The organism is Mycobacterium sp., assembly GCF_032162105.1.
Lineage (GTDB): Bacteria > Actinomycetota > Actinomycetes > Mycobacteriales > Mycobacteriaceae > Mycobacterium.
This window is the reverse complement of the sequence record NZ_JAVRPS010000357.1, coordinates 1-4634: the sequence shown is the minus strand read 5'-3', so window position 1 is coordinate 4634 and position 4634 is coordinate 1. Positions and strand designations below refer to the sequence as shown.

Annotated in this window: 4 protein-coding genes; 1 reads left to right on the top strand and 3 read right to left on the bottom strand. The window is 66.6% G+C overall.

All coding sequences use genetic code 11. The features are described from left to right. Window positions 1-4 precede the first annotated feature (4 nt). Both QOC69_RS18185 and QOC69_RS18180 read right to left on the bottom strand, forming a co-directional pair. Window positions 5-1009, bottom strand: coding sequence for a DUF7064 domain-containing protein (locus QOC69_RS18185; RefSeq protein ID WP_526442061.1), 1005 nt, complete (start codon window positions 1007-1009; stop codon window positions 5-7). Next, the gene (locus QOC69_RS18180) at window positions 1009-2634 is read right to left on the bottom strand and encodes a PEP-utilizing enzyme (RefSeq protein ID WP_526442059.1); all 1626 of its coding nucleotides are present in this window, start codon (window positions 2632-2634) and stop codon (window positions 1009-1011) included. The genes QOC69_RS18185 and QOC69_RS18180 overlap by 1 nt, the downstream gene beginning before the upstream one ends. Window positions 2635-2845: 211 nt before the next feature. Between QOC69_RS18180 and QOC69_RS18175 the strand changes: the two genes are divergently transcribed. After that, window positions 2846-3766 carry a TIGR03619 family F420-dependent LLM class oxidoreductase gene (locus QOC69_RS18175; protein ID WP_526442057.1) on the top strand — a complete coding sequence of 307 codons (921 nt, stop codon included), beginning with the start codon at window positions 2846-2848 and terminating at the stop codon, window positions 3764-3766. Window positions 3767-3802: 36 nt separating this feature from the next. Here QOC69_RS18175 and QOC69_RS18170 read toward each other — a convergent pair. Continuing rightward, on the bottom strand, window positions 3803-4634 hold an 832-nt coding region (locus tag QOC69_RS18170; protein ID WP_526442055.1), incomplete at its 5' end, for a cytochrome P450.

The following is a 4634-nucleotide window of genomic DNA, read 5'->3' as shown; positions in this document are numbered from 1 at the left end:
ACAGTCAACGCGCATGGGCACCCGTGAACGCGGATCGTTCGATATAGGCGTGGCCGGTCTCGCCGTCCCAATGAACCTCCGCCCAGCTGACGGTGTACGCGCGCACCGGGTCCATGACTCCGTAGGGCAGACCGTCGGCCATGGATATCCACAACGACGAGCGGACGATGCCGTGCACGGTGTGGCCGCCGTCGAGCGCGAATGAATACCACTCGCCGTCGCGGGCCAACACCGCGGGTGGCGGCGCCGCCACGACGCCGACCTGGCGCAGCGTGCCGTCCTCGACCACGTAGGCGCCCTCGAGCGTGGTGCGGCCGTCGCGGGCCCAGTACCGGCACATGCCGAAGGCTCGCCCGCTCGGCAACACGCCGCCGGTGATCACGTGGCCGCCCCAGTCCTTGAGGGTGTCCGCGCCCCGTGGTCCGCGCGAATGGTCACGCCAGCCACCGCCGTTGAATTCCGTCGTCACGCCGTCGACGGCCATTTGACCAGTCACCCGGGTGAGCTGCTCGTAGTGCTCGCGGGCCCAACTCTGCTCGGCCATGCCAGCTCCCGCGGTCGCGGCGTCCCACACCGGTGTCAGGCACTCGACCTCGAGGTCCAGGCGGACGTGGCTCTTGGCACCGTCGGCCAGCAGTCCAGTGCGCATCTGCTCGTAGGAGGAACGTAGACAGAAGCCGTCAAACGTAATGTGCCACTTCTGAAACGGCCGTTCGCAATGGAACTCCAGATTGGCGCCGGCCGGCTGGCGGTGCGGGACGGTGCGGTGATAAGCCCACATGCTGAGCACGCCCTGGTTCTCGGGAAGCGCGATGAGCACGCGGTCTTCCCACATCTCCCACATGTCGGCGACGGTGCCCAGATGCAGCCACATGCCGATGTCGTTGACCGGGTCGTACGGCGTGAACAGCAGATTCTCGGTCCATGCAGGCACATCGGGGCATGTCCGCACGGTGCGCTCACTGTCCGGGTTCAGCCCGGCCGACAGATGGTGAATCACGCTGCTCACTAGTTGCCCTCCAAGCCGGCCGACCGTGCCAGCACGGCGATCTCACCGGTGGAGCCGTCCACCCGAACGACGTCCCCGGTGTGTAGGACCCTGGTGCCGTTCCCAGTCCCGACGACGCAGGAGATGCCGAGTTCGCGGGCCACGATCGCACCGTGGCTGGCCGGGCTGCCGATGTCGGTGACCAGCGCACCCGCCAGCGACACCAGTGCCGTCCACCCCGGGTCGACGAATTTGCACACCAGCACCTCGCCGTCGGTGAGGACGTCGTCGGAGTCGGCGTCGAGCACCACCCGCACGGTGCCTTCGACCACGCCGGGCCCGGCTGGCGTACCGCGCACACCGTCGTCGCCCCCGAGCTCGTTCTCCCCCAACGCAACCGGCTCCGGCAGGCCGGTGAAGACGACCGGAACCTCGACTGCCCGATACTCCTCGCGCCGTTGCCTTCGGAAGGCGACGAGGTCGCGCGCATTCCGCGGCAACGTGCCGAGCAGCTCTTCGGTGGTGAGGTAGAACGTGTCGTCCGGAGCATCCAGCTTGCCCGCGGCAACCAACTCCAGGCCCAGCGCGCCTGCGGCGGCCCTGGTTCCGTCGACCGCGGTGAGGAAGCCGGCCTTGGTGAGTTCCATCGACCGCACCTGAAATCCGGTGAACTGCAACAGTCGACGGAACAGGCGCCGCCGCAGCGCGGGCACGCCGGCCAGCAGTTCGGACTCCGCCCGCTCCCGGGCGGCCACCGCGCGGTCCGCCCGCGCCCGTGGTCGTTCGGCTTCGGGCCTGTCCGCATGGACCGCGGCGATTCGGACGACTGCCTCTGGATCCTCCCGCCACGAATGCCCGATGACGTTGCCCTCGTTCGGGCCGTGGAATCCATGCCGCTCGAGGAATTCCACGACGGAGAGTTGGCCCTGCCCGACGGACCACACGTCATCGGCGAGCCGGGTTTCAATGACTCCGCCGTAGCCGGCAAGCAAGGTCGGAACGAGATCCGAGCGGCCGAGCCGACCGGTGATCGACGCCACTTGGGAGCGCAGCATGTTCAGGATCATCCGAGTGCGAATGTGTACCCGCATGACCGCGGTGAACCGGTCGACGGAGTCGGCCAGCAGAGCCTTCGGATAGGCGGGCTCGCCCGGCAGCACCTCGGCTCGCCACCAGGCCATCTGCTGGTCGTAGGTGCGCTGCGGCGCCCAGCGCTGCCGCATCGCGGCCAGCGGCGCCTTCACCGCCACGAACGGAATACGGGTGGGGTCGCTTCTGGTGGGGTTGGCATCGGCACGCACCGAACCCAAGAGATCGCGTTCGAAGTCGTCGCCGGTCGTACCGGGCAGTAGCCCGGCCAGCTCACGGGCGCGATCGACGTTCATCGCCTGCCTGCCGTAGAAGCAGGCCGTCGCCCACTGGTTCGGGTCGTCGGGCACGACGAGCGCGGAACGTGGCAGCACGCCGAAGTCGTAGATGCCCGCGCGAGAGGCAAGTTCGACACCGCCACCCCAGAGCGACCAACACAACGGCGACAGGATGTCCGGGGTGGCTTCTCCGACGTTGGTCAGGGTCCACATCCGGTCCGGCTCGCTGCGCCCCCGAATCGGGTCCGTCAAGTCAGCGGGCACACCGTCGTCGGCCACGATCCTCCTAAACTGCTGATGACAGTCCACTGTCACTCTTGAATGTGATTCTGACATGTCTGGTCAACCCCCGTCACCGTTTGACCGGACCGCACGGCGGGCTATTGACTGTGGCAGTTAGCTGTCATAGCGTTCACGATCACATGGCCCGGTGCGGTCGCGGACTGCCTGTGCCTGGTGGCGATCATCGAACCAACCCGGAAGGCTGGCAATGAGATTCACCGCTTACTTACCCAATTGCATGCACATCGCCGCCATCACCCAGCCGTGGGAGCATGACCTGAGCGGGCGGGACATCGCCGGCGTGGCGCAACGTGCCGAACAGCTCGGTTACTCGATGGTGGCCCTGCCCGAGCACTTCCTCACGCCCACCAGTCATCTCGAACTGTCCGGGAACCACTACTTCGACGCCACCACCGCCCAGGCCTTCGTCGCAGGCGCCACGTCGACGATCAGGATCGGGTCGATGGTGACCATCCTTCCGCTACACAATCCGATCGTCCTCGCGAAGCAGATCGCGACGTTCGACTGGCTCAGCGGCGGTCGCGCCCAAATCACCGTCGGCGTCGGTTGGCTCAAGGAGGAGTACGACGCCATCGGCGTGCCCTTCAGCAAGCGCGGCCGGATCGCCGACGAATGTCTCGAGGCGATGTTCGAATTGTGGCAGAGCGATTCGCCGAGTTACGACGGCGAGTTCGTCAAGTTCGACGACGTCGCATTCGGGCCAAAGCCGATCTCCACACCCCGCCCGCCGGTGTGGATGGGTGGGGATGCAGACGCGGTGCTGCGCCGGGCGGCTCGATTCGGCGACGGCTGGGCGCCGTGGCTGACCAAGCCCGATGAGTTGCCCGCAAAGCTGGACTATCTGCGCTCGCAGCCAGGCTTCGACGACCGGCCCTTCTCGGTGTTCTACAGCCTCGCGGTCCTGTCCATCGGTCAGGAGCACGCCATCGTCGACGACCCGAACGCGCAGTTCGGCCAGAGCGCTCAGCAGGTGATCGACAACTGCAACATGCTCGCCGAGCGCGGTGTCACCCATACCTGGGTCAATCCGCCACCGGTGGAAGACTTCAACGCGTACCTCGACCACATGCAGTGGGTGGCGGAGGAGATCATCCCGAAGGTCGGCTGACGAGCGCTTGCGCGAGCAACATCAAATCTGAGCCCGTTACGACGGCGTGATGTTCAGCGGCACCGACTGCAGGGCCATGGTTCCGGTGGGCCAGGGCATCTGCGGTTGCCTGCCGTCGGCCAGGCTGTAGTCGGGAATACGGGTGTGCCATTCCTCCAGGATGAGGCGCAGTTCGAGTCGCGCGAGGTGAGAGCCGAGGCAGCGATGTGGCCCCCGCCCGAACGCGAAATGCACCACCTTGCTGTCCAAGTGCACTTCGTCGGCGTCCTCGTAACGGCGTGGATCGCGGTCGGCGCTCCCGTAGCTGAGCATCACCGTGGTGTCCTTCGGCACGACCCTGCCTGCGACCTCGACCTCTTCGGTCGTGACCCGCGGCGCGAACGGAACGGGACCATCGACGCGCAGGATGTCCTCGATGAAGGCCGGAATGAGCGAGAAGTCGTCGGCGACGCGCCGGCGCAGTTCGGCGTCGCCCGCCAGCTTCGCCAGCGAGAAGCCCACCGCGGAGGTGACGGTGTCCAGGCCGGCCAGCACGAACATGAAGCACAAGCCAAGAATCTCGTTGTCCGACATGACGCCATCGTCGGTGTCCTGCATCAACTGGGTGAGCATGTCGCTACCCGTCGTGTCGGTCCGTCGCTCGGCGATGTGTTCGGTCAGATAGGTGAACAGCTCCAGCGCGTGCGCCATCACCTCGGGGGTCGCCTCTGCGCTGCTGGGATCGGTGAACTGCAGAATCGCGTCCTTCCACTGCACCAGCCTGTCCCGGTCTGCCATCGGCAGCCCGAACAGCGTCAGGAACACCTGGGAGGGGAAGGGCGTGGCGAGGTCGGGCACGATGTCGCACTGGTCGCCGTTGGCCACGATC

What these genes read in the sequence shown, in the direction of transcription:
- QOC69_RS18175 (WP_526442057.1), top strand. Translation starts at nt 2,846, where the DNA reads ATGAGATTCACCGCTTACTTACCCAATTGCATGCACATCGCCGCCATC.